Annotated in this window: 1 protein-coding gene; it reads left to right on the top strand. The window is 36.4% G+C overall.

What is annotated here, in order from left to right:
• Positions 1-388 precede the first annotated feature (388 nt).
• Positions 389-1,102 (top strand): JAB domain-containing protein, encoded by a 714-nt coding sequence (locus HCUR_RS00730; RefSeq protein ID WP_104206316.1) that lies wholly within the window; start codon positions 389-391, stop codon positions 1,100-1,102.
• Positions 1,103-1,212: the final 110 nt, after the last annotated feature.

A 1,212-nucleotide genomic window follows, 5' to 3' on the forward strand; every position in this document is an offset into this window, starting at 1 on the left:
GACATTCTGGGCTAGAATTACAGAATTTTCTCGATGATCTCAGGCTTTAACCCGATTCTTTTTCACACTTAATACTCTGTGATTTACTATACAAAAAGTTCTTCGTACCCTGTAACATTGCTCGATCAATAGTCTGATCTTTACAAAGTGTGTCCAACTTCCTGGACTTCTTCTGTGATGAAGGCTTACCCTACCAAAAACCTAAGATCTTGGAATTTATTAAGTTTTTGGATAATTTCATTACTCTATATTAATTTTTTTTTACAGGGAACCTAAAAAACTTTTACGCTAAAGAAGGGGTAAGCAGTAAAAAATAGGGGGTTTTTATTGTTATCAAAAAATGGAATACTTTCTTTGAAGATCAGGTGTTGTTTTATCCCTTGAGCGCATGAGTACTCCACAAAAAAAGCCCTTGTATATTGGACATCGGCAACGCTTGAAGGCCAGATTTTTAACCGCACCTCAAGCGTTGCCAGATTATGAACTTTTAGAATTATTTTTAGGATTGTTATATCCCAGAAAAGATATGAAACCCTTAGCTAAGACGCTATTGGAAAAGCATGGTTCGTTGTGGGGAGTATTTTTTCGCTCAGAGCTTTCGTCTCATTGGGGTATTCTATGTTTTCACGAAATCGCTCGTCGACTTTTAATTCGAGAAATTCAACAAGCCCCCGTATTAAACAATATAGATAAAGTAATGAACTATGCTTATATTACTATGAGCCACTTAAGTCAAGAAGAATTTCGTGTCTTTTTTTTAAATAAAAAATACGAACTCATTCATGAAGAAACCATACAAACCGGAACATTAGATGAAGTTGCCTTGTATCCTAGACCCTTAATGCGGCGCTGTTTAGAGCTTAATAGTGCTAATCTTATCCTAATCCATAATCATCCTTCTGGAGATCCTCGTCCTTCGAGAGCAGATATAGCATTAACTCACGCGCTGGAAACGGCTCTCTTTCCTTTTCAAATTCATATTTTGGATCATATCATTATGGGAAAATATGCTGCATTTTCCTTTCGAGAAGAAGGATATTTGGGTCAAAAACCAATTCGTTCTCAAAAAGCGGCTGAACCTGATGGAGATACACCACAATAAAATCAGTTATAATTTGCAACACGGCACAATGGTCTTCGAGTAAGAAATGTGTGTAGCCTCAGTGGTGAATCTATTGTTTTACACGAAAACCCTTTGTGTATAGTGTTTAT

Origin of the sequence: Holospora curviuscula, from assembly GCF_002930195.1 — a bacterium.
Lineage (GTDB): Bacteria > Pseudomonadota > Alphaproteobacteria > Holosporales > Holosporaceae > Holospora > Holospora curviuscula.